Origin of the sequence: Hominiventricola aquisgranensis (genome assembly GCF_040096225.1) — a bacterium.
GTDB lineage: Bacteria > Bacillota > Clostridia > Lachnospirales > Lachnospiraceae > Hominiventricola > Hominiventricola aquisgranensis.
The window spans coordinates 26,723-49,435 of record NZ_JBBMFC010000016.1 but is presented as its reverse complement, the minus strand read 5'-3'; the positions used below and the strand labels follow the sequence as shown (position 1 = coordinate 49,435).

Here is a 22,713-nt window from a genome sequence, read left to right as displayed (position 1 = left end):
AGAAATTTCATATTTTGTTTGTTGACTTTATTAGAACTCTAACGTATAATCGTTAGAGTTCTAACTTTTTGCTGAGAGTCAGAGCAATGCGAGTTGCTCTGACTCTTGAGATATTATGGAAGGAGGACCATAAGTTTGGAGATGGAGAATCATCCGATTAAGGCAATCATGGACTTGAGTCATCTGGTAAGAAGAGCGACAGAGCAGCAGATGGCAGATCTTGAGATCTCTTCTGTGCAGAGCCGGGTACTGGGCTATCTGTGGTGGAAGGCCTGGAAGAAGGAACCTGCATTTCAGAAGGAGCTGGAAGCAGAGTTTAAGATCCGCCGGTCATCCGTGTGCAGCGTGGTGCAGTGTCTGGAGAAGCGGGGACTGCTGGAGCGCAGAAGCGTAAGTACCGATGCCAGACAAAAGGAGCTGGTACTGACAGATGAAGGAATGAAGATACAAAGTGAGGTCATCAATCGTCTGGAGCAGATGGAATCGAAGATGAACGGATGGCTCACACCGGAGGAACGGTCGTGGTGGATCCGTTGTATCAATAAAATGGAGACTGGATTGAAGGAGGCAGAATATGATTAAGAAACTCATGTCATATATCGGAGAATATAAGCGAGATACGCTGCTTTCACCGATCAGTGTGACTTTTGAAGTCATTCTGGAAGTGCTGCTGCCCATGCTGATGGCGAAAGTCATTGACAATGGTGTGGAAGCAGGAAATATGAATTATGTGGTGAAGATGGGACTGCTGATGCTGGTAGTTGCCATGCTCTCTCTGGCAGCAGGAACTCTGTCCGGCGTATTTGCAGCGAGAGCATCCATGGGATTTGGTAAAAATTTAAGAAAGGCCATGTATGACAATATTCAGGATTTTTCGTTCCAGAACATTGACCATTTTTCCACAGCTGGCCTTGTAACCCGTATGACCACCGATGTGACCAACGTACAGAATGCATACCAGATGCTGATTCGTATGTTTGTCCGTGCCCCGATCATGATGATCTCAGCACTGGTAATGTGTGTATCTATCAGTCCGAAGATTTCCCTGATCTTCCTGGTCGCACTGGTATTCTTAGGCGGCGTGATGGCATTTATCGTAAGCCACGCATTTCCGATCTTTGATAAGATGTTCAAAGGCTATGATAAGCTGAATGCCAGCGTTCAGGAGAATCTGACCGGTATCCGCGTGGTGAAAGCGTATGTGCGGGAAGACCATGAAAATAAGAAATTCTGTGATGCTACAGACAATCTGAAAAAGATGAGTGTCCATGCAGAGCGTCTGGTCATCATGAACCAGCCGGTGATGCAGTTTACAGTATACACCTGTATTCTTCTGATCTCCTGGATCGGCGCAAAGATGATCGTTGGAAATGGCTCCATGACCACCGGAGATCTGATGAGTCTGTTTACTTACACCATACAGATTCTCATGAGTCTCATGATGATCTCCATGGTATTTGTTATGGTGACCATGGCAATCTCTTCTGCAAAGCGTATTGTGGAAGTACTGGATGAGAAGAGCAGCCTGACCAATCCGGAGCAGCCGGTCTACGAAGTAAAAGACGGTTCCATTGAGTTTGATCATGTGGATTTTGCTTACGGAGACGAGCAGGATAAAGAAGCGCAGCAGGAAAAATGCGTACTTCGTGATATTAATCTTTCCATTCACTCAGGTGAGACCATTGGAATCATCGGTGGAACCGGAAGTTCCAAGTCTACCTTTGTACAGTTGATCCCGCGTCTGTATGATGTACTGAACGGTGCGGTCAAGGTCGGCGGTGTGGATGTGCGTGATTATGACATCGAGACTCTTCGTAATGAGGTGTCCATGGTGCTTCAGAAAAATGTACTGTTCTCCGGCACGATCCTTGAAAATCTCCGCTGGGGCAATAAAGACGCGACGGAGGAAGAGTGCCGTCATGCCTGTGAGCTTGCGCAGGCCAGCGAATTTATCGAGAAAATGCCCCAGGGCTATGAGACTTATATTGAGCAGGGCGGAACCAATGTGTCCGGTGGACAGAAGCAGCGTCTTTGTATTGCAAGAGCTCTGTTGAAGAAGCCGAAGATCCTGATCCTTGACGATTCCACCAGTGCAGTGGATACCAAGACGGATGCATTGATCAGGAAGGCATTTCGTGAGGAGATCCCGGATACGACCAAGCTGATCATTGCCCAGCGTATTTCTTCTGTACAGGATGCAGACCGTATCCTTGTGCTGGATCAGGGACGGATCTCAGGAATGGGAACGCATGACGAACTTCTAAGAACCAATGAGATCTACCGCGATATTTACAGATTACAGCAGAAAGGAGCGGGAGAAAATGAGTAAAATGATGGGATCGGGACAGAAACCAGGTGGAAATCCGGGCATGAAGCGCCGCGGAAGCCGTAACCCGGGCAAGACTCTGAAGCGCCTGCTCGGTTATATCTGGAAATATTATAAAATGGAATTTGTGATCGTACTGATCGCTATCGTGATCAGCTCTCTTGCCGGAGTAGCTGGAAACCTGTTTATTAAAAATCTGATCGATGATTATATTACACCGTTCCTGACCTCGGCAGATCCGACCTTTGCACCGCTTTTGCGGGCATTGCTTGTGATGGCGGTTATCTATTATGCAGGAACTGCAGCCACATATCTGTATGCAAGATTGATGATCAATGTGACCCAGGGAACCTTAAAGCAGATCCGTGATGAGATGTTCACGCATATGGAGAAACTGCCGATCAAATATTTTGATACCCATGCACATGGTGATATCATGAGCTGCTATACCAATGATACGGATACCTTGCGCCAGATGATCAGTCAGAGTATTCCGCAGTTATTCAGCTGCTCCATCACGATCATCGGCACTTTTATTTCCATGATCGTACTGAGCCCGCAGCTGACTCTGCTGATCATTGTAATGATCTTCGTTATGTTGAAAACAGTTCGTAAAATCGGAGCGCAGAGTGGAAAATATTTTATTGAACAGCAGAAAGATCTTGGTAAACTGAACGGTTATATTGAGGAAATGATGGAAGGCCAGAAGGTTGTAAAGGTATTCTGTCATGAAGAGGAGTCCAAGAAGAATTTTTATATTCTTAATGACGGACTGTTCAACAGTGCAAAAAATGCAAATACCTATGCAAATATTCTGATGCCTGTCATGGCGAACCTTGGAAATATCAACTATGTGCTGACTCTTGGTGTGGGATCTGTCCTTGCTATTACCGGAATCGGCGGTCTGACCCTTGGCGGTCTGGCATCCTTCCTGCAGTTGACCAGAAGCTTCAATATGCCGATCACGCAGGTGTCTCAGCAGTTCAACTCTATCATTATGGCATTGGCCGGTGCTGAGCGTGTGTTTGATCTGCTTGATGAGCCGGAAGAGGTGGATAATGGTTATGTGACGCTGGTAAATGCAGTGGAACAGCCGGATGGAACTCTCACGGAATCTCCGGTGCGTACCGGTGTCTGGGCATGGAAACATCCTCATCAGGCAGACGGCACTGTCACTTATGAAAAACTGCAGGGTGATGTGGTGTTTAACGGTGTGGATTTTGGATACAACGATGACAAGATCGTGCTTCATGACATTAAGATGTATGCAAAGCCAGGTCAGAAGATTGCCTTTGTAGGAGCGACCGGAGCCGGCAAGACCACCATTACCAATCTGCTGAACCGTTTTTATGATATTCAGGACGGAAAGATCCGTTATGATGGCATCAATATTAACAAGATCAAGAAGCCGGATTTAAGAAGATCCCTTGGAATGGTACTGCAGGATACCCATCTGTTCACCGGAACAGTGGCAGACAATATCCGTTATGGAAAGCTGGATGCAACAGACGAGGAAGTTGTTGCAGCTGCAAAACTCGCAAATGCACATTATTTTATTACCAAACTTCCGCAAGGATATGATACAATGCTGGATGGAGACGGCTCGGAACTCTCGCAGGGCGAGCGTCAGCTGCTGGCCATCGCCAGAGCAGCCATCGCCGACCCGCCGGTACTGGTGCTGGATGAGGCAACCTCCAGTATTGATACCCGTACAGAGACCATTGTACAGAATGGTATGGATAAGCTGATGAAGGGACGTACAGTATTTGTCATTGCCCATCGTCTGTCTACGATCAAGAACTCAGATGTGATCATGGTTCTGGATCAGGGACGGATCATTGAGCGTGGAGACCATGAATCTCTGCTGGCAGAGAAAGGACGTTACTACCAGTTATATACAGGAGCTTTTGAGTTGTCATAAGGAAATCAGATGATTGCCTGCCGGGTGCCAACACCTGGCAGGTATTTTGTGGTTTTCAGAAAACTTATATGAGGAGACAAAAGAAGTGGATCGAATGAAAAATAATATCCTGCTGGTGCTCACAGCCCTGATCTGGGGCTGCGCATTTGTAGCGCAGAGCGTGGGCATGGATTACGTGGGACCTTTTACCTTTAATATGGCAAGATTCCTGATCGGAGCGATCGTGTTGCTGCCGGTGATCTGGTTTATGGATCGTCAACGGAAAACGGGCGCAGAAAAAGGTGCAGGACAGAAGACACTGATCATTGGTGGAATCTGCTGTGGAATCGCACTGGCTGTTGCCAGTACTCTGCAGCAATGGGGCATCTTATTTACGACGGTTGGAAAAGCCGGATTCATCACAGCTATGTATATTGTGATCGTGCCGCTGCTGGGGATATTTATCGGTAAGAAAGTACGCCTGCTGATCATTGGCTGCGTAGCTATCGCTGTGGTCGGATTCTATTTTCTGTGTATGACGGAGAGCCTTCGCCTGGGACTGGGAGATTTTCTGGTGCTGCTGTGTGCAATTGCATTTTCAATCCATATTCTGGTGATCGATCATTTTTCACCGAAAGTGGATGGCGTGAAAATGTCCGCGATCCAGTTCCTGACAGCTGCGATCATCAGTGCAGTTCCAACTCTGCTGTGGGAGCAGCCGGTGTTTACGGAGATCCTGCAGGCATGGCAGCCGGTGCTTTATGCCGGTGTAATGTCCTGTGGAGTGGCGTATACCCTGCAGATCATAGCGCAGAAAAATGCAGATCCGACGGTAGCCTCCCTGCTTCTCAGTCTGGAGTCCGTGTTCTCGGTACTGGCTGGCTGGGTACTGCTGGGACAGGGACTGAGTCTTAAGGAACTGTTTGGCTGTGTGCTGATCTTCTGTGCCATCATTCTGGCACAGCTGCCGGAGAAGAAGGCTGTATGATTTTGTCAAAAAGACCGATGCAGAATACCTTGCATCGGTCTTTTGAAAATCATTTCTACTCTATTCCGAGTTTTACATCTTAAAAAGTGGCATATCCATTTTGCCTTATACATACATTATTTTAGAAATATCTGAATAATTCCGGAGGTCTTATGAAACGCATTGCTTCCTTTCTATCCGCTCTTTCCATTCAGCGCATGATCGCCCCCTGCCTTTGCCTGATGCTTGTACTCATCTGCCTTTTTTCCTTTCAGAAACAGTTAACTCCCACATCTGGAATTGTGAGTTCCAGAAAGCTGCCGATCTACTGTGTCAATACCGAAAGTCCTAAAGTTGCGATCAGCTTCGATGCTGCCTGGGGCAACGAACAAACCGAGACCTTGCTGTCCATTCTGGAAAAGTATCATGTGAAAACCACGTTCTTCATGACTGGGGGGTGGGTGGAATCTTACCCGGATGATGTAAAAGCTATTGCTGCTGCTGGACATGATCTTGGCAATCACAGTGAGAATCACAAACAGATGTCCACACTGTCAGCCGATGAATGTAAACAGGAGATTCAGAAGGTTCATGATAAAGTAAAGGAACTGACCGGACAGGATATGATCCTCTTCCGTCCACCCTATGGAGATTACAATGATACACTGATTGATGCGGCCAACAGTCTTGGATATCATGTGATACAGTGGAATATTGACAGTTTAGACTGGAAGGACTACGGAGCTGACAATATCGTCTCCCGTGTGTTAGATAATGATCATCTTGGAAATGGTTCGATCATTCTTATGCACAATGGTGCCAAATACACTCCGGATGCCCTGGAACGTGTAATCACCGGGCTTCAGGAGAAAGGGTATGAAATCGTACCAATCTCACAGTTGATCTATAAAGAAAATTATGAGATGGATCATGAAGGAAGACAGTTTATAAAAGGAAATGCGAAATAAGCCGCAATCCGCGGCTTTTTCTTGTTCAATGTAGATTTTCCTTGCATCCAACTCCTGGTTATGTTATTCTGAACAAAATCTGTATGTATATTAGTTCCAAGTATACATTCAGTCCGTCGAAAGTAACTATTATCTTAATATCTATATCTTTGCATGATTCTTTGCGCGTACCAGATGTAAGTATTTTTATGCAAAATAAATATTTTTGTAATTTCTCTTGCAACGCATAGCTAATGCAGATACAATAAAGGAGAACTATATTTTGAAAACACTAAAAGAATTAACATTGCTTGATAAGTTTTTGTTTGATGAAGTTATGGATATTCCAGAAGCACATGAAGCTGCTCTACGGATTATCCTTGGGGATGAGAATTTGAGATTGCTTTCAATATCTCAAACAGAAAAGGAACTTCGCACGGCTCCCTGGCTCCGTTCTATCCGACTGGATGTATATTCTGTAGATGAAAATATGCGGATCTATAACACGGAAGCACAGAAAAACCAGAAAACAGATTTACTTCGTCGGAGCCGATTTTATCAGAGTGTGATGGATTCGTCACTTCTGAAACCTGGGGATGAAAGTTTCAATTTGTTAAATGATACGTTTACAATCATGATTACACCATTTGATCTGTTTGGTGAAGGAAAGTACTGTTACACATTTCATGCACGTTGTGATGAAAATCCTGCTTTGATTCTGAAAGATGGCGCAACCCGCATTTTTCTTAATACAAGAGGAACAAATGCTGAAGAAGTTTCTGAGGAATTGATACAGTTTTTGAATTATATGGAACAATCTGCTTTGAATGTAGATATTCCAGATACAAACAAAAATCTTCTTAAAATTCATAAACATGTCAGGCAAATAAAAGCCAGTGAAGAGATGGGGGTGAAATTTATGCAGAGATGGGAAGAGGAAGCTATGTTAAAACGTGAAGGCAGAGAGGAAGGGCACAGTAAAGGACTGACAGAAGGGAAGATTTCCATTATTCGCTTTCAGTTTCTTACAAAACATAAGACTCCAGAATTGATTGCGGAGGATCTTGGACTTCCTCTGGAATTTGTTCAGAAACTCTGTGATCTGTTGGTAACGCATCCGAAAAAGTCTGATGCAGAACTGGTGGATCTGTTATAAGATTTCAATATCATTTCAAAGGGCATGACTGTAAAAAGTCATGCCTTTTTGAATTCGTCTATAATCTTATGAATAAGCGCGCGCTGTGAAGACGTTCTGCATCGGTCTTTTTCCTGCAATCAGCACTTGAAATTTCTCTTCTTGTTTTGTATAATGGGAAGCAACGTGAATACGTGTATACAAAATAACTGACAGATGGGGTGCGTTTGTATGAGCAATATTACCATGATGGAATTGAGCAGAGAACTGGATGAGCAGTTCGACCGGCTTGTAAATGAATGTAGAGTATCTGGCGAGATCAATCAGGAACTTTATACAGAATATGACGTCAAACGTGGTCTGCGTGATGCCAATGGTAAAGGTGTACTGACCGGTCTGACGGAGATATCCGATGTCCTTTCATATAAAAGTGTGAATGGAAAGAAGATGCCTGCAGATGGAGAATTGTATTTCCAGGGATATAATGTACATGATCTGATCCAAGGATTTGAAGATCGCAGATATGGTTTTGAAGAGACCACATATCTGTTGTTGTTTGGCAGTCTGCCCACACCGAAGCAGCTTAGAAGCTTTGTCCGTATTGTAAAGAGTCTTCAGGAGTTGTCCGGACAGTTTCTGCGCGACGTAGTAATGAAGGCTACCAGCCAGAATCAGATGAATGCATTACAGAGATGTATTCTGACCTTATATTGTTATGATGCCAACCCGGATGAGGTAACAGTTCCCAATGTACTGCGTCAGTCCCTGCAGCTGATCGCAAAGATGCCGCAGATCGCAGTTCATTCTTACTGCGCATGGAGACATTTTCATGCTGACGACACGCTGGTGATCCGTCTGCCGAATAAAGATATGTCCATTGCGGAAAATATATTGCAGATGCTTCGTCCGGATGGGGAGTTTACCGAGCTGGAAGCGAAGGTACTGGATGTGGCACTGGTGCTGCATGCGGAGCATGGTGGTGGTAACAACTCTACATTTACCAATCATGTAGTCACTTCTTCTGGAACAGATACCTATTCTGCTACGGCAGCTTCCATTGCATCGCTGAAAGGTCCCCGCCATGGTGGTGCTAACCTGAAGGTACAGCAGATGTTTGCTGATATTAAGAAATGCTGTCCGGATTATGAGGATGAAAAAACACTGACCAAATATCTGGAAGGTATGCTGGATAAAAAAGTATTTGACAAATCCGGTCTCATCTATGGTATGGGCCATGCAGTCTATACACTGTCCGACCCTCGTGAAGTGATTCTGAAATCCTATGCTAAGCGGCTTTCTGAGGAAAAAGGACTGCAGAAAGAATATGAGTTGTATGAGAGAGTAGAGCGTCTGGCAGGCGAAGCAATCGCCAGAAAACGTCATCTGTTCAAACCAATCTGTGCCAATGTGGATTTCTACAGTGGATTTGTATATTCCATGCTGGGGATCCCGGAGGAGCTTTATACACCGATTTTTGCAATCTCCCGTATTTCCGGATGGAGTGCCCATCGACTGGAGGAAGTTGTCAACAATGGTAAGATCATCCGTCCTGCCTACAAATATGTGGGATACCACAGACCGTACTGTGCACTGGATGAACGCCACGAATAATAGTTACAAATGTATAAAAAGAAGACGCGATTTTCTGGCAGATGTTCAGAGAATCGCGTCTTCTTGTTGTGATATTTCACAAAAAAGTGATGGAAAAAATGAGAAATATGATGAAAATGATTATGGACGACAAAAATCACTTGTATTTATCTGAAAAAAGCCGTATGATTGATTCATAAGAACTGGAAACGTTTCCAGAAAAGGATGATCAGGAGGATAATGATATGAAAAAGAGGTTAGTAGCGCTGACACTTACATGTGCACTTGCAGCGACTGCGCTTGCAGGATGCGGTGGATCAACTGGCGGGGACAGTACAGCTTCCGGTGACTCTACAGCAGCAACCGAGACTTCCACAGCAGCAACCGAGACTTCCACAGCAGAAGGTTCTGTATATTATCTGAACTTCAAGCCGGAGCAGGATCAGCAGTGGCAGGATCTGGCAAAAGCTTACACAGAGGAGACCGGTGTACCGGTAACTGTTGTAACAGCAGCATCTGGTAATTATGAGACAACTCTGATGAGTGAGATGGGTAAGAGCGGAGCACCGACTCTGTTCCAGGTAAACGGACCGGTTGGTCTGGCAAACTGGAAGGATTACTGCTATGACCTGTCTGGCAGTGATATTTAAGGACAGCTTACCAGTGACAACTACGCACTGAAAGATGGGGGCACCGTATATGGTGTTGCATATGTAATCGAGTCTTATGGACTGATCACAAACAAAACATTACTTGAGAAGGCTGGTTATACCATTGATGATATCAAATCTTTCGCAGACCTGAAGAAAGTGGCTGAGGACATCACCGCCCGTTCTTCCGAGCTTGGATTTGCTGCATTCACATCCGCTGGTATGGATGGATCTTCTGACTGGAGATTCAAGACTCATCTGGCAAACCTGCCGATCTACTTTGAGTATCAGACAGATGGCATCAGCAGCACAGATGCAATCAAAGGAACCTATCTCGACAACTACCGTGACATCTGGGATCTGTACATCAACAACAGCACCTGCGATCCGGCAGAACTCTCTGCTAAGACCGGTGATGATTCCAGAAATGAATTCTTGGCAGGCGATGCAGTCTTCTTCCAGAATGGTTCCTGGGAGTATGGTAACCTGACTGGCAAAGATGGATACACTGACGACGATCTGGCAATGATTCCGATCTATATCGGTGCTGGTGATGAAGCAAATCAGGGACTGTGTACTGGTACAGAGAACTACTGGTGTGTAAATAACCAGGCAGATGAAGCTGATATTCAGGCAACACTGGATTTCATCAACTGGTGTGTAACTTCTGAGCTGGGAACCAAGACCATGGCAGACGATATGGGATTCGTTATTCCGTTCAAGGGCGCACAGGAATCTCCGAACCTGTTTGTAAAACAGGATACTGCTTACACTGCAGAAGGCAAGACTCCGGTATCATGGAACTTCACAACCATGCCGTCTGAGGAGTGGAAGAATGGCTTAGGACAGGCACTGACCGCTTACGCAGCAGATCAGACCGATGCAAACTGGGATGCAGTAGTATCCGCGTTTGTAGATGGATGGGCAACTGAGTATCAGCTGGCAAATGGACAGTAGATAACGGAACAGCAGAACCGTTGAAAAGGGCAGGCAAGTTACTTGCCTGCCCCTTTTATCGCAAAATTCTGACTGACGAGAGAAAGGAGTACAGAATTTATGGAAAAAGCAGTCAAACGATATGCACCGATATTTGTACTGCCCACATTCCTGGCATTTGTGATCGGTTTTATTCTTCCGTTCATAGAAGGACTGTATCTGTCCTTCTGTCAGTTCACTACCGTAAAGGACGCAAAGTTTATCGGAATCGGCAATTATCAGCGGATCTTTACGGACAGTACATTTACAAATTCTTTTAAGTTCACGGTGTTATTTGCCGTTGCTTCGATCGTGCTGATCAATGTGATCGCATTTATCCTGGCATTGCTTCTGACACGGAAATTAAAAGGAACCAATATTTTCAGAACCATCTTTTTCATGCCAAACCTGATCGGTGGAATCGTGCTTGGATATATCTGGCAGATTCTGATCAACTGTGTGCTTTCCATTGTTGGAAAACCGCTTCTGGCATTGAATACCAGTGCAGGTTACTGGGGACTGATCATCCTCATGTGCTGGCAGCAGATTGGTTACATGATGATCATCTATATTGCAGGACTTCAGAATGTATCGGATGATCTGATCGAGGCAGCACAGATCGATGGAGCTACCTGGTGGAAGACCCTCTGGAAGGTAAAGCTTCCTATGGTAATGCCGTCTATCACCATCTGTGTATTTCTGACATTGACCAACTCCTTCAAGCTCTTTGATCAGAATCTGGCTCTGACCGGTGGAGATCCGAACCATTTCACAGAGATGCTTGCTCTCAATATTTACCAGACCTTCTATGCGAGGGCAGGAGCCCAATGGAAAGGACTTGGACAGGCAAAAGCAGTTCTGTTCTGTGTTCTGGTCATTGCAATCTCCATGATTCAGCTGAAGGCAACACGTTCCAGGGAGGTGCAGCAGTAGATGGGTAAGAAAAAGAGAATGATAGATTCTATATGGGTTGTACTTTTATCCATACTGGCAGTATTATATGTATATCCCATTATTATGATCCTGTTCAATTCCATGAAAAAGGAGACAGCGATCACCACCGCAGGCGCATTCAGCCTGCCGACTGCAGATTCCTTTGCAGGTATTGAAAATTATATCAATGCCATTGCATCCAAAGGATTCCTGCAGAGTCTGTGTTACAGCCTTCTGATCACCATTACATCGGTGATCGCGATCCTGGTTTGCTGTTCCATGTGCGCATGGTACATTACCAGAGTCAAAGGACCGGTATCGAAGATGTTATATTTCCTTTTTGTATTTTCTATGGTGGTTCCGTTTCAGATGGTCATGTTCACCCTGTCACAGACAGCGGACAGTCTGAAACTCAACACTCCGTGGAATATCTGGATCATTTATCTGGGATTTGGAGCAGGACTGGCAGTATTTATGTTTGCAGGCTTTATGAAATCCATTCCGCTGGAGATCGAGGAAGCATCCATGATCGATGGATGTAATCCGATCCAGACCTTTTTCCTGATCGTGCTTCCGATCCTGAAGCCGACGCTGGTATCTGTAGGAATTCTGGAAGCTATGTGGGTATGGAACGATTATCTTCTGCCGACACTGGTACTGGATATCAAGAAATACAAGACGATCCCTATGTTGATCCAGTATTTCCGTGGAAGCTACGGAAAAGTAGAGATGGGTCCTATGATGGCAAGTATTATGCTGACAGTTATCCCGATCGTGATCGTATACCTGCTCGGACAAAAACATATTATCAAAGGAGTAGCTGCAGGAGCAGTTAAAGGATAATTGATGTTATGACCATCAAAGATATTGCAAAAGAATCTGGATATGCAGTAGGAACTGTGTCAAGGGTATTAAATAATCATCCAGATGTATCAGAGAAAGCAAGGGAGACGATCCTGGCGGTGGTGGAAAAGCACCATTTCCGATTAAATAACAATGCAAAACATCTGAAGCAGCAGGCCAGCAAAGGCATTGCAGTCATTGTGAAAGGTTCACAGAATATGTTATTTGCTTCCATTGTGGAGCGGCTGCAGGGACTGATCGAGGGAAAAGATTTTGTCAGCTTCATCTATTATATCGGTGAGGAAGAAAATGAGGTGGAGCAGGCAGAGAGTGTCTGTCTGGAGCGACATCCCAAGGGAATCTTCTTCCTGGGAAGTAATCTGGAGTTCTTCAGGGAACGGTTTGCAAGACTGGATGTGCCCTGTGTGCTGGTTACCAACTCAGCAGCAAAGTTATCTTTTCCGAATCTGTCCAGTGTCAGTACGGATGACGCTGCTGCAGCAGAGGCGGCGGTGGAATATCTGATCCAGCTGGGACATGAAAGAATCGGTGTGTTGGGAGGCCGGATGGAACGGTCACATGCAGCATTTACCAGAGGCATCGGATGCGAACAGGCATTTCGGAATCATGAGATGGTATTTGATAAGAAAAAGCAGTATGAACCGGCACTGTTTTCCATGGAAGAAGGCTATCATGCCATGGGAGCACTGCTTGATAAGATGCCGGAGCTGACTGCCGTATTCGCCATGGCGGATGTGCTGGCAGTGGGAGCGATCCGGGCGATCCGGGATCGGGGACTTCGGGTACCGGAGGATATTTCGGTGATCGGTTTTGATGGTATTGATCTGGGTAATTATCTGACACCCAGACTTACAACGATCCGTCAGAAGAGTGACAGGATCGCAGATCGCAGTATGGAGATCCTGGTTGACAGGATCGAGGAAGAAAAAGAAGCAATACATGAGCTGGTATCTTTTGACATTATTGCCGGAGAGAGTGTGGCGAAGGTGTCCGCGCAGAAGTAATATCCGGATGTTGGGAGATTCAGAACAGGAGGAACAAAAATGGCTGATATCACGTTTAAACATGTGGTAAAAACATATGATAAAGGAAATACCGTAGTGCCGGATCTGAATCTGGAGATCAAGGACAAAGAGTTTGTTGTTCTGGTTGGACCATCCGGCTGCGGAAAATCAACAACCCTGCGTATGATTGCAGGACTGGAGGAGGTATCAGGCGGCGAGCTGTATATTGGTGATCGCAAGGTCAATGACGTGCCGCCCAAGGACAGAGACATTGCCATGGTATTCCAGAGCTATGCGCTCTATCCACATATGACTGTCTATAAGAATATGGCATTTGCGCTGGAACTGAGAAAGGTTCCAAAGGATGAGATTGATAAAAAGGTAAGGGAAGCAGCAAAAATCCTGGGACTGGAAGAATATCTGAAGAGAAAACCAAAGGAGCTGTCCGGAGGTCAGCGCCAGCGTGTGGCTCTGGGACGTGCTATGGTGCGTCAGCCGGCTGTATTCCTGCTGGATGAGCCGCTGTCCAATCTGGACGCCAAGCTTCGTACAGAGATGAGAAGTCAGATCGCAGCACTTCACAAACGTCTGCAGACCACATTTGTCTATGTTACCCACGATCAGACCGAGGCTATGACCATGGGAGACCGGATCGTTGTAATGAAAGATGGAGTGATTCAGCAGTTCGATACACCGCAGATGTTGTATAACTATCCGTGTAATAAATTTGTGGCAGGATTCATCGGTTCTCCGCAGATGAATTTCCTTAATGTAGTTGTGAAAAAAGAAGGCGAGAATCTGTTCCTGACCTTTGGTACTTATAAGATCCCGGTACAGAAGCCGGAGCTGGAAGCTTATGTGGACAAAGAGGTGATCATGGGAATCCGGCCGGAAGACATTCATGCGGAAGAGTCATTCCTGTCTATATCAGAAGCTTCTAACATTGAAGCAAACGTGGATCTGGCAGAGATGATGGGTTCAGAGATTTATCTGTATCTGAACTGCTGTGGACAGAAAATGGTAGCAAGAGTACCGTCCCGTACTGGCATCCGTGCCGATGATATGGTGAAACTGGCTCTGGATGTGAATAAGATCCATGTATTTGATGCAGAAACAGAGAATGTGATCTGTCACTGATGAACAGACAGATCAACTATTCGGAGGGAACATGCTATGATGGATAAAACACAGCAGAAGAAGAGCAGTGGAGTCCTGATGCATCTTTCATCACTTCCGTCAGAATACGGAATTGGAAGTATGGGTGCTCCTGCCCGAAAATTTGTGGATTTTCTGAAGAAGGCGGGGCAGACATACTGGCAGATGCTGCCAATCTGTCCTACCAGCTATGGAGATTCGCCCTATCAGTCTTTTTCGGCTTATGCGGGAAATCCGTATTTTATTGATCTGGAAATGCTGGAAAGTGCCGGTTATCTGGAAGCGGAAGATTATAAGACGGTTGACTGGGAAAGTGCACCGGACCATGTGAATTATGGAGCATTGTATCAGAAGCGCTATCCGATCCTCAGAAAGGCAGTCAGAAGGTTTCAGGAGACTGCATCGGACGACTATGAGGCGTTTTGCAGGCAAAATGATTATTGGCTTCATGACTATGCTTCCTTTATGGCACTGAAGGCTGCCAGTGGCGGAAAAGCCTGGATGGACTGGGAACCGGCATTAAGAAATCGGGAGCAGAAAGCCCTTGAACATGCAGCGGCCGCTTATAAAGAAGAAATTGAATTCTGGAAAAGCCTGCAGTATCTGTTCTTTGAACAGTGGAAGGCTTTGAGAGAATATGCCAATGAGGCAGGACTTCAGATTATAGGAGATCTTCCTATCTATGTGTCTCTGGACAGTGTGGACGTGTGGGCACACCCGGAACTGTTTCAGCTGGATGAGAACAAAGTGCCAAGAGAGGTGGCGGGATGTCCGCCAGATGGATTTTCTGCTGATGGACAGCTGTGGGGAAATCCACTGTTTGACTGGGATTATATGAAACAGAATGGTTACCGGTGGTGGACCGCCAGGATTGGTTATCTGTGTAAAGTCTATGATATGCTCAGGATCGATCATTTCCGTGGATTTGATTCCTATTTTGCCATTCCTTATGGAGATACCAATGCAAAACGGGGATACTGGAAGCAGGGACCGGGCATGGATCTGTTCCATGCAGTGGAGCAGCAGATCGGAGCACAGAACATTATGGCGGAAGATTTAGGCTATATGACTGAGTCTGTGAAAAAACTGCTGGCAGACAGTGGCTTTCCGGGGATTAAGCTGTTACAATTTGCTTTTGACAGCAGAGATGGCGGAGGCACCAGTTATTTTCCGGAGGATTATCCACCAAACTGTGTGGCTTATGTGGGAACTCATGACAATGATACTGCAGTCGGGTGGACAACTTCTGCAGAGCCAGAGGATGTGAAGCGTGCCTATGATTATCTGGGTGTGACTGACGCTGCAGATATCAACTGGGTCATGATGCGTGCCATCTGGAACAGCCGGGCGAATCTGACCATTGTACTGGCTCAGGATCTGCTGGGACTAGGAAGCGAGTCCAGAATGAATAAGCCGTCCACCGTGGGCAGTAACTGGTGCTGGCGGGCAGTGGAAGGCTGCTTTACGGATGCACTGGCTGCAAAAGTGCGTGGAGAGATGGAGCGTTTTGGAAGGCTTGACAGACCGGATAAAAAAGTTTGAAAAAGTGTGAAAATATAGTTGACATCAGGTGTTGGCTGTGCTAAGATAACTAAGGTTATGAAATGAAAGAAGAGTATCCACTCTCACCTTGGCACATAGCACAGTCAGTGACCTGGGTTAATACAGTGTTGAAATGTGTTTTGCGGCACATTCCTTTTGTATGATAGGTGGATAGTTTTCTACCTATTTTTTTATGTTTCGGAGGTGTACAACTATTAGCGAATTAGTGATCAACGAGCAGATCAGGGACAGAGAAGTCCGTCTGATTGGTCAGGATGGTGAACAGTTAGGTGTAATGCCCATCACAGAAGCGATGAAGTTAGCGAGGGAGGCTGAGCTGGATCTGGTAAAGATTGCTCCGACCGCAAAACCGCCTGTATGTAAGATTATCGACTATGGAAAATATCGGTATGAGCAGGCAAGAAAAGAGAAGGAAGCAAAGAAAAAACAGAAAACCATCGAAATCAAAGAAGTTCGCCTGTCTCCGAATATTGATGAGAACGATTTGAACACGAAGGTAAATGCAGCAAGAAAGTTCATCGAGAAGGGTAACAAAGTAAAAGTAACTCTTCGTTTCCGCGGACGTGAGATGGCTCATGTACAGAGCAGCAAACAGATTCTGGATGTATTCTCAGAGCGGATGGCAGATGTCGCAGTGGTCGATAAAGCTCCTAAGATGGAGGGCCGCAGCATGACCATGTTTTTAACGGAAAAACGTTAAGGATAAAATATTTTAGTAGTTTAGGAGGAATCAACATATGCCAAAGGTAAAAACAAGTAGAGCAGCCGCAAAACGTTTCAAAAAGACGGGAACCGGTCAGTTAAAGAGAATGAAAGCTTATAAGAGCCATATCTTAACCAAAAAATCTCAGAAGAGAAAGAGAAATCTTCGTAAAGCTACCATTACGGATGCTACCAATGTAAAGAACATGAAGAAGATTTTACCGTATTTATAAGATTTAGGAAGTTAAGGAGGAAGAAAGATGGCAAGAATTAAAGGCGGATTAAACGCTAAAAAGAAACACAATAGAGTATTGAAGCTGGCAAAAGGTTACAGAGGAGCCAGAAGCAAACAGTATAGAGTAGCTAAACAGTCTGTTATGAGAGCTCTTACCAGCGCTTATGCAGGACGTAAACAGAGAAAACGTCAGTTCAGACAGCTGTGGATCGCTCGTATCAACGCAGCAGCACGTATGAACGGACTGTCCTACAGCAAGTTCATGTATGGTCTGAAGAGCGCAGGCGTTGAGATGAACCGTAAGATGCTTGCAGAGCTGGCTGTAAATGATGCAGCAGCATTCACTGCACTGGCAGAGACTGCTAAGAAAGCACTGAATAAATAAGTATGACACAAAAGCCCTTGGAATATCTGCCGCACGGTGAAGATCCGAGGGCTTTTTCATTCACATATTATAATAAGGAAAGAAGGAACAGAACATGACAAAGATTGAGATTATTTCCGGTTTCCTTGGAGCCGGCAAGACCACACTGATCAAGAAGATGTTGAAGGAAGTATTTCCAGGCGAGAAGATTGTTCTGATCGAGAATGAATTTGGCGAGATCGGTATTGATGGAGGATTCCTCAAGGATGCCGGCGTACAGATCACAGAGATGAACTCCGGCTGCATCTGCTGCTCTCTGGTGGGTGATTTTGGTACTGCCCTGAAGCAGGTGATTGAGACTTATGCACCAGATCGTATTCTGATCGAGCCGTCAGGCGTTGGCAAGCTGTCCGATGTGACCAAAGCTGTTATGGGTGTGGCTGCACATGAGCAGGTAGAACTGAACAGCTCTGTGACTGTTGTAGACGGACAGAAATGCAAGATGTATATGAAGAACTTTGGCGAGTTCTTTAACAACCAGGTAGAGAACGCAGGAACGATCGTGATCAGTCGTACCCAGAAAATGTCTGAGGACAAGCTGGATGCATGTGTGGCTATGCTGCGTGAGAAGAATCCGAAGGCTGCGATCATCACGACTCCGTGGGATGAGCTGAAAGGCGAGCAGATCCTGGCAGCTATGGAACATCAGGATCTGATCATGAAAGAGGAGATGGAGCATCTGATGGAGGAGCATGACCATGATCATCATGATCACGACCATCACGACCACGATCATCACGATCATGAGCATTGCTGTGACCACGACCATGATCATGATCACGACCATCACGACCACGACCACGATCACGACCATCACGACCATCATGACCATGATCACGGCCCGGACTGCACCTGTGGCTGCCACGATCATGACCATGATCATCACCACCATCATGCAGATGAAGTATTTTCCAGCTGGGGCAAAGAGACTCCGCATAAATATTCTGAGGAGCAGCTTCGTGAGATCCTTACCAGACTGTCTGATGACGATGAGTGTGGCATTATCCTGCGTGCAAAAGGAATCCTTCCATGTACAGATGGAACCTGGCTTCACTTTGATATGGTTCCGGAAGAATTTGAGGTGCGTCACGGAGAGGCAGACTACACTGGCCGTCTGTGCGTGATCGGTTCCCATCTGAACGAAGAAGAACTGGCAAAAGTATTTGGCCTGACAGAATAATGAGGTAAATAATAATGGCAAAGATCCCTGTATTTGTCGTACACGGATTTCTGGAGAGCGGCAAGACCCGGTTTGTGCAGGAGACTCTGGCGGATGATTATTTCTCCGGCGGCGAACGCAACCTGGTCATTGCCTGCGAAGAAGGAGTCGAAGAGTACGAAGACGAACTTCTTCAGAAGACCAACACCACGCTGGTGGTTCTGGAGGATAAGTCTGAATTTAATGAAATGTTTCTGGCAGAGTGTCAGAAGAAGTATAAGCCTACCCAGATCATTGTAGAGTACAACTGTATGTGGGGACTGGACTATCTGCGGGAAATGTATATGCCAAAGGGATGGTTCGTGGCACAGGTCATCACGACTGTGGATGCAACCACCTTCGATGTATATCTGAAAAATATGAAATCCCTGTTCATGGAGATGGCAAAGGATTCTGATCTGATCATCTTCAACCGCAGTACGGATGAGACACCGGCAGCTACGTATAAGCGAAATATGCGTGCAGTGAATCCGAAAGCTCAGGTGGTATTTGAAAAAGAAGATGGAAGCCAGCTGGAATTCGAGGAGGAGATGCCGTTCGATATCAATGCGGATGTGATTGAGATCTCTGATGTAGATTATGGTATCTGGTATATTGATGCCATGGATCATCCTGAGAAATACGATGGCAAGACCATGCGCTTTAAGGCGATGGCCTATACCGGAGGACGTCTGCCGAAGGGATATTTCGTTCCGGGACGTATGGCTATGACCTGCTGTGCGGACGATACGGCTTTCATCGGTTTCCTGTGCAAATCTGCCTATGTGGACCGGATAAAGTCCAAACAATGGCTGACTGTAACTGCAAAAGCGCATATTGAGAAGCGTGTAGAGTACAGCGGACAGGAAGGACTGGTACTGCAGTCCACCAATATCAAGAGTGCAGAGAAACCGGAAGAAGAACTGGTATACTTTTAAGTAATTAGCGTACAAAAGAAAAAGACTGTCTGACAATGCGACATACATTTGATATGTTTCCATCAGTCAGGCAGTCTTTTTGAATACGGTTCTTATTTGTTCGCAAAAAGAACTTTTAAGAGATTGATCGCCAGGGTCTTCTCTTCCTGGGTGCGGTCATGCATGAGCTGAACCAGCAGATTCATACTGGTGTCATCGGTTGCAATCACGTAATCAGACAGCAGGAAATCAATGGTAACACCCAGACGGTTGACAACCTTTACCAGCTTGTCCAGTGTAAGACTTCTCTCGCCGCGCTCGATCTGTCCGATGTAAGCAGTGGATACCCCAACTTCCTCTGCAAGTTTCTCCTGAGTCAGGTTCAGTCTCAGGCGCTCTTCGCGAATTCTTTTTCCTAATGCATGATAGTCCATATGTTTACCTTCCTTTCGACAACGAATTGCTTTCTTAAATGATACTTTGAAACCGGGTATAATTAGAATCTACAGAATGTGTTTTTTGAAAAACATTTTAAAAATATTTGACATTTTTGTCAAGATGAGGTATCATATCATTCGTGATGCGGAAGTGTCGGAATTGGCAGACGAGCAAGATTCAGGTTCTTGTGAGCGTTACGCTCGTGAGGGTTCAAGTCCCTTCTTCCGCATTGGCTCCTACAATTTCAGGAGCTTTTTTCATGGGTAAGAAAAAAGTTAAAAAAGTTAAAAAAAACTGTTGACTTATGATAATACCTGTGATAGAATACATATCGTTGAGTCGTTAAAAACACAACGGTTTGCGGAAGTGTCGGAATTGGCAGACGAGCAAGACTAAGGATCTTGTGACCGTTAGGTCGTGTGGGTTCAAGTCCCATCTTCCGCATGCAGAGTAGTATGAGCTCTGTAAAATAAATTCATACGGTTTGCGGAAGTGTCGGAATTGGCAGACGAGCAAGATTCAGGTTCTTGTGAGCGTTACGCTCGTGAGGGTTCAAGTCCCTTCTTCCGCATGATAAAAGCTCTTGCAGATGCAAGAGCTTTTTTTGTCTTAAATATATTTTTTCTGTTTCAGATAGAAGAGGATCTGCTCTGCCGCTTCTTCAATACTCATGTCACCGGTGTTCAGGCACAGATCATAGTTGGATGCAGCCTCCCAGTCACCTCCGGTATAGTAGCTGTAATATTTCTTACGCTGCTTGTCAGTCTCTTTGATCCGTTCAACAGCAGCAGATTCCTCCAGAGAATAAGAATGCATCATACGCTGTACTTTGCTGTCCATATCGCCACATACAAAGACATGTACGCAGTTATCATGATCTTTCAGGACATAGTCTGCACAGCGGCCAATAATGATACAGGATTCATTATCTGCCAGTTCCCGGATCAGTTCAGACTGGAAACGGAACAGGTTGTCAGGAGAGACGATATCCTTTCCAAGAGAAGGCTTCTGATCTGCCGGTTTCAGATCCTTTACCAGTTTGTATAAAAGATTGTTTCCCGGACGTTCACTATTCACATGGAAAAATTCTTCCAGAACACCACTCTTATCAGATACCATACGGAAAATATCCTTATCATAATAAGGAATGCCAAGTTCTTTGGACAGATGCTGCGCGATATAGGTCGCACCGGCACCACATTCACGTCCCAGGGTAATCACATATCTTTCAGCCATAATTATACCACCCTTCTATTGTGAAAATGCTTTATTTTTATATATATTATATCATGAAATATATACAATAACAACAAAAGAATGTGCCTCTATCTTGAAATATATGAAAAAGGAAATATAATAAAAGGCAGGACGATAACAAGGGATTGTGGATTGAAATGAAACGGGTTGATTTTGAAAATGGAACGGTGACAGGGAATATTCTGGAAGCGGCTCTTCCGATGCTGGTGGCTCAGATCCTGAACCTTCTGTATAATATTGTAGATCGAATCTATATTGCAAGGATTGCGGAGGAGGGAACTGCTGCACTGGGAGCTGTTGGACTATGTTTTCCTTTGATCGTGATTATCACTGCATTTGCCAATCTGTTCGGAAATGGCGGTGCGCCACTGTTTGCGATCCAGAGAGGACAGAAGGATGAGAGGAAAGCAGTAGCAATCATGAATACCTCTTTTACCATGGTCTGTGCCAGTGCCATAGTTCTGATGGTTGTTGGATTCTTATTTGCAAGACCGATTCTGATCTTGTTCGGAGCTTCCGATAACTCACTTGTGTATGCATTGCCGTATATGATGATCTATCTGCTGGGAACATTGCCATCCATGGTAGCAGTGGGGATGAATCCTTTTATCAATGCGCAGGGATATTCGCTGATCGGTATGTGTTCGGTAGCGGTGGGAGCAGGAGCCAATCTTCTGCTGGATCCATTATTTATCTTTGGATTGAGATTTGGTGTGTGCGGGGCTGCCATTGCAACTGTGCTGTCTCAGTGCCTGTCAGCAATATTTGTATTTTATTTTCTTACGAAAAAATCAGAATTGAAAGTACGATTGCTGAAGAAGAATGAGATCGCTGCCTGTATGGGTTATGCAAAAAATATTATAAGCCTTGGTATGGCAGGATTTATCATGCAGCTGACCAACAGCCTGGTAACAATCTGCTGCAACAATGTACTGTCAGTCACCGGTGGTGATATCTACATCTCAGTGATGACCATTGTATCCAGCGTGCGGCAGCTGGTGGAGACACCGATCCATGCCATGAGTGAAGGATCATCACCAATCCTAAGCTACAATTATGGGGCGCGCCGTCCGATACGTGTGCGAAAGGCAGGAATGGTGATGGGCGCGATGATTCTTGCTTATTCCGCTGTGATATGGAGCATTATTATTCTGGAACCAAGACCTTTGATCCGAATCTTCAGCTCAGATGTGCAGCTGACCAAAGATGCAGTTCCTGCATTGAACCAGTATTTTGCTGCATTTATCTTTATGGACCTGCAGTATATGGGACAGACGGTATTTAAGTCCCTGAATAAAAAGAAGCAGGCGATCTTCTTCTCAATGCTTCGAAAAGTATTTATTGTGGTGCCGCTTACTTATCTCATGCCCTATGCATTACATATGGGAACGGATGGAGTATTCCTGGCGGAGCCTGTATCTAACGTGATCGGTGGTACGCTATGTTTTGCAACTATGCTGATCACTGTACTGCCAGAGCTTAAGCGGATGGAAAAAGAACTATGAAATCCACTTTGTGGCATGCTATAATTAT

20 protein-coding genes, 3 tRNA genes and 1 pseudogene are annotated in these 22,713 nt (G+C 45.3%); 22 read left to right on the top strand and 2 right to left on the bottom strand.

What is annotated here, in order from left to right:
- The first annotated feature begins 141 nt into the window (after nt 1-141).
- The 18 genes and pseudogenes from WMO62_RS10060 to WMO62_RS09975 all read left to right on the top strand — a co-directional run bounded on the left by WMO62_RS10060 (nt 142) and on the right by WMO62_RS09975 (nt 19,506).
- Nucleotides 142-582, top strand: a complete 441-nt coding sequence (locus tag WMO62_RS10060; protein ID WP_349144595.1) for a MarR family winged helix-turn-helix transcriptional regulator — start codon at nt 142-144, stop codon at nt 580-582.
- A complete protein-coding gene (locus WMO62_RS10055; protein ID WP_349144571.1) occupies nt 575-2,329 on the top strand; it encodes an ABC transporter ATP-binding protein in 1,755 nt (584 codons plus the stop codon). Before WMO62_RS10060 ends, WMO62_RS10055 begins: the two co-directional genes overlap by 8 nt.
- Nucleotide 2,330: 1 nt before the next feature.
- Nucleotides 2,331-4,247 (top strand): ABC transporter ATP-binding protein, encoded by a 1,917-nt coding sequence (locus WMO62_RS10050; RefSeq protein ID WP_435390481.1) that lies wholly within the window; start codon nt 2,331-2,333, stop codon nt 4,245-4,247.
- A 94-nt stretch (nt 4,248-4,341) separates the two neighbouring features.
- Nucleotides 4,342-5,214, top strand: coding sequence for a DMT family transporter (locus tag WMO62_RS10045; RefSeq protein ID WP_349144593.1), 873 nt, complete (start codon nt 4,342-4,344; stop codon nt 5,212-5,214).
- 152 nt (nt 5,215-5,366) lie between these two features.
- Nucleotides 5,367-6,161 (top strand): polysaccharide deacetylase family protein, encoded by a 795-nt coding sequence (locus WMO62_RS10040; protein ID WP_349144570.1) that lies wholly within the window; start codon nt 5,367-5,369, stop codon nt 6,159-6,161.
- Between the two features lie 262 nt (nt 6,162-6,423).
- Nucleotides 6,424-7,296, top strand: a complete 873-nt coding sequence (locus WMO62_RS10035; protein WP_349144569.1) for an Rpn family recombination-promoting nuclease/putative transposase — start codon at nt 6,424-6,426, stop codon at nt 7,294-7,296.
- A 210-nt stretch (nt 7,297-7,506) separates the two neighbouring features.
- Nucleotides 7,507-8,886: a citrate/2-methylcitrate synthase gene (locus WMO62_RS10030; protein WP_349144568.1), complete on the top strand. Its 1,380-nt coding sequence runs from the start codon at nt 7,507-7,509 to the stop codon at nt 8,884-8,886.
- A 224-nt stretch (nt 8,887-9,110) separates the two neighbouring features.
- A pseudogene (locus WMO62_RS10025) lies at nt 9,111-10,472 on the top strand (ABC transporter substrate-binding protein).
- 99 nt (nt 10,473-10,571) lie between these two features.
- Nucleotides 10,572-11,423 (top strand): carbohydrate ABC transporter permease, encoded by an 852-nt coding sequence (locus tag WMO62_RS10020; protein ID WP_117496887.1) that lies wholly within the window; start codon nt 10,572-10,574, stop codon nt 11,421-11,423.
- On the top strand, nt 11,424-12,266 hold the full coding sequence (locus WMO62_RS10015) for an ABC transporter permease subunit (RefSeq protein WP_147601524.1): 843 nt from the start codon (nt 11,424-11,426) through the stop codon (nt 12,264-12,266). It abuts the gene before it with no gap.
- 8 nt (nt 12,267-12,274) lie between these two features.
- Nucleotides 12,275-13,291, top strand: coding sequence for a LacI family DNA-binding transcriptional regulator (locus tag WMO62_RS10010; RefSeq protein ID WP_349144567.1), 1,017 nt, complete (start codon nt 12,275-12,277; stop codon nt 13,289-13,291).
- 39 nt (nt 13,292-13,330) lie between these two features.
- Nucleotides 13,331-14,428: an ABC transporter ATP-binding protein gene (locus WMO62_RS10005; protein WP_118438924.1), complete on the top strand. Its 1,098-nt coding sequence runs from the start codon at nt 13,331-13,333 to the stop codon at nt 14,426-14,428.
- A 36-nt stretch (nt 14,429-14,464) separates the two neighbouring features.
- A complete protein-coding gene (gene malQ, locus WMO62_RS10000) occupies nt 14,465-15,988 on the top strand; it encodes a 4-alpha-glucanotransferase (protein ID WP_349144566.1) in 1,524 nt (507 codons plus the stop codon).
- 226 nt (nt 15,989-16,214) lie between these two features.
- Nucleotides 16,215-16,709, top strand: coding sequence for a translation initiation factor IF-3 (infC, locus tag WMO62_RS09995; protein ID WP_117496883.1), 495 nt, complete (start codon nt 16,215-16,217; stop codon nt 16,707-16,709).
- A gap of 37 nt (nt 16,710-16,746) precedes the next feature.
- Nucleotides 16,747-16,944, top strand: a complete 198-nt coding sequence (gene rpmI / locus WMO62_RS09990) for a 50S ribosomal protein L35 (RefSeq protein ID WP_117496882.1) — start codon at nt 16,747-16,749, stop codon at nt 16,942-16,944.
- 27 nt (nt 16,945-16,971) lie between these two features.
- On the top strand, nt 16,972-17,331 hold the full coding sequence (gene rplT, locus WMO62_RS09985; RefSeq protein ID WP_117496881.1) for a 50S ribosomal protein L20: 360 nt from the start codon (nt 16,972-16,974) through the stop codon (nt 17,329-17,331).
- 94 nt (nt 17,332-17,425) lie between these two features.
- On the top strand, nt 17,426-18,550 hold the full coding sequence (locus WMO62_RS09980; protein ID WP_349144565.1) for a CobW family GTP-binding protein: 1,125 nt from the start codon (nt 17,426-17,428) through the stop codon (nt 18,548-18,550).
- Between the two features lie 14 nt (nt 18,551-18,564).
- Nucleotides 18,565-19,506, top strand: a complete 942-nt coding sequence (locus tag WMO62_RS09975; RefSeq protein WP_349144564.1) for a TIGR03943 family putative permease subunit — start codon at nt 18,565-18,567, stop codon at nt 19,504-19,506.
- 92 nt (nt 19,507-19,598) lie between these two features.
- On the opposite strand, the gene WMO62_RS09970 is transcribed toward WMO62_RS09975, so the two are convergent.
- Nucleotides 19,599-19,919 carry a helix-turn-helix domain-containing protein gene (locus WMO62_RS09970; protein ID WP_117496878.1) on the bottom strand — a complete coding sequence of 107 codons (321 nt, stop codon included), beginning with the start codon at nt 19,917-19,919 and terminating at the stop codon, nt 19,599-19,601.
- A 148-nt stretch (nt 19,920-20,067) separates the two neighbouring features.
- On the opposite strand from WMO62_RS09970, the gene WMO62_RS09965 reads away from it, so the two are divergent.
- The 3 genes from WMO62_RS09965 to WMO62_RS09955 all read left to right on the top strand — a co-directional run bounded on the left by WMO62_RS09965 (nt 20,068) and on the right by WMO62_RS09955 (nt 20,494).
- Nucleotides 20,068-20,152 (top strand) — tRNA-Leu (locus WMO62_RS09965).
- Nucleotides 20,153-20,283: 131 nt separating this feature from the next.
- Nucleotides 20,284-20,367 (top strand) — tRNA-Leu (locus WMO62_RS09960).
- Between the two features lie 42 nt (nt 20,368-20,409).
- Nucleotides 20,410-20,494, top strand: a tRNA-Leu gene (locus WMO62_RS09955).
- A gap of 38 nt (nt 20,495-20,532) precedes the next feature.
- Here the strand turns inward: WMO62_RS09955 and WMO62_RS09950 are convergent.
- Entirely contained in the window at nt 20,533-21,159 is a 627-nt protein-coding gene (locus WMO62_RS09950) for a cytidylate kinase-like family protein (RefSeq protein WP_117496871.1), read from the bottom strand.
- Nucleotides 21,160-21,317: 158 nt separating this feature from the next.
- Here WMO62_RS09950 and WMO62_RS09945 point away from each other — a divergent pair, with 158 nt between their 5' ends.
- On the top strand, nt 21,318-22,685 hold the full coding sequence (locus tag WMO62_RS09945; RefSeq protein ID WP_349144563.1) for an MATE family efflux transporter: 1,368 nt from the start codon (nt 21,318-21,320) through the stop codon (nt 22,683-22,685).
- The last annotated feature ends 28 nt before the right edge of the window (nt 22,686-22,713 follow it).

What these genes read in the sequence shown, in the direction of transcription:
- WMO62_RS10060 (WP_349144595.1), top strand. Translation starts at nt 142, where the DNA reads ATGGAGAATCATCCGATTAAGGCAATCATGGACTTGAGTCATCTGGTA.
- WMO62_RS10055 (WP_349144571.1), top strand. Translation starts at nt 575, where the DNA reads ATGATTAAGAAACTCATGTCATATATCGGAGAATATAAGCGAGATACG.
- WMO62_RS10050 (WP_435390481.1), top strand. Translation starts at nt 2,331, where the DNA reads ATGATGGGATCGGGACAGAAACCAGGTGGAAATCCGGGCATGAAGCGC.
- WMO62_RS10045 (WP_349144593.1), top strand. Translation starts at nt 4,342, where the DNA reads ATGAAAAATAATATCCTGCTGGTGCTCACAGCCCTGATCTGGGGCTGC.
- WMO62_RS10040 (WP_349144570.1), top strand. Translation starts at nt 5,367, where the DNA reads ATGAAACGCATTGCTTCCTTTCTATCCGCTCTTTCCATTCAGCGCATG.
- WMO62_RS10030 (WP_349144568.1), top strand. Translation starts at nt 7,507, where the DNA reads ATGAGCAATATTACCATGATGGAATTGAGCAGAGAACTGGATGAGCAG.
- WMO62_RS10020 (WP_117496887.1), top strand. Translation starts at nt 10,572, where the DNA reads ATGGAAAAAGCAGTCAAACGATATGCACCGATATTTGTACTGCCCACA.
- WMO62_RS10015 (WP_147601524.1), top strand. Translation starts at nt 11,424, where the DNA reads ATGGGTAAGAAAAAGAGAATGATAGATTCTATATGGGTTGTACTTTTA.
- WMO62_RS10010 (WP_349144567.1), top strand. Translation starts at nt 12,275, where the DNA reads ATGACCATCAAAGATATTGCAAAAGAATCTGGATATGCAGTAGGAACT.
- WMO62_RS10005 (WP_118438924.1), top strand. Translation starts at nt 13,331, where the DNA reads ATGGCTGATATCACGTTTAAACATGTGGTAAAAACATATGATAAAGGA.
- malQ (WP_349144566.1), top strand. Translation starts at nt 14,465, where the DNA reads ATGATGGATAAAACACAGCAGAAGAAGAGCAGTGGAGTCCTGATGCAT.
- rpmI (WP_117496882.1), top strand. Translation starts at nt 16,747, where the DNA reads ATGCCAAAGGTAAAAACAAGTAGAGCAGCCGCAAAACGTTTCAAAAAG.
- rplT (WP_117496881.1), top strand. Translation starts at nt 16,972, where the DNA reads ATGGCAAGAATTAAAGGCGGATTAAACGCTAAAAAGAAACACAATAGA.
- WMO62_RS09980 (WP_349144565.1), top strand. Translation starts at nt 17,426, where the DNA reads ATGACAAAGATTGAGATTATTTCCGGTTTCCTTGGAGCCGGCAAGACC.
- WMO62_RS09975 (WP_349144564.1), top strand. Translation starts at nt 18,565, where the DNA reads ATGGCAAAGATCCCTGTATTTGTCGTACACGGATTTCTGGAGAGCGGC.
- WMO62_RS09970 (WP_117496878.1), bottom strand. Translation starts at nt 19,919, where the DNA reads ATGGACTATCATGCATTAGGAAAAAGAATTCGCGAAGAGCGCCTGAGA.
- WMO62_RS09950 (WP_117496871.1), bottom strand. Translation starts at nt 21,159, where the DNA reads ATGGCTGAAAGATATGTGATTACCCTGGGACGTGAATGTGGTGCCGGT.
- WMO62_RS09945 (WP_349144563.1), top strand. Translation starts at nt 21,318, where the DNA reads ATGAAACGGGTTGATTTTGAAAATGGAACGGTGACAGGGAATATTCTG.